Here is a 399-nt window from a genome sequence, read left to right on the forward strand (position 1 = left end):
GATCAATTATATTTCCCTTCGACTTTGACATTTTTGCCCCCTTCTGATCTCGAACGAGAGCGTGCTCATAAACCGTTGGGAAAGGTACCTAACCCATAGAGTGAAGCCCCATCATCATCATACGGGCAACCAAGAAAAAGCTAATATCAAATCCTGTAACGGATAGAGATGTTGGATAAAAAGTGGTTAATTCAGTCGTTTTATTGGGCCAACCTAGCGTTGAAAAAGGCCAAAGGGCTGTTGAAAACCATGTATCTAAAACATCTTGATCACGGGTTAATTCAACCATTCCACCATAATGAAAAAGAGCCTAATCCAAAGCTTCTTCTTCACTTTTTTCAACAAAAACCGTACCATCAGGACAATACCAAGCCGGTATTTAATGCCCCCACCATAATT

At 40.6% G+C, this 399-nt stretch carries 1 pseudogene; it reads right to left on the reverse strand.

The features are described from left to right. Positions 1-399, reverse strand: a pseudogene (locus J7R13_RS09260) (class I tRNA ligase family protein); the annotation flags it as partial.

This window comes from Bartonella taylorii 8TBB (assembly GCF_902825155.1).
In the GTDB taxonomy this organism is placed as follows: domain Bacteria; phylum Pseudomonadota; class Alphaproteobacteria; order Rhizobiales; family Rhizobiaceae; genus Bartonella; species Bartonella taylorii_A.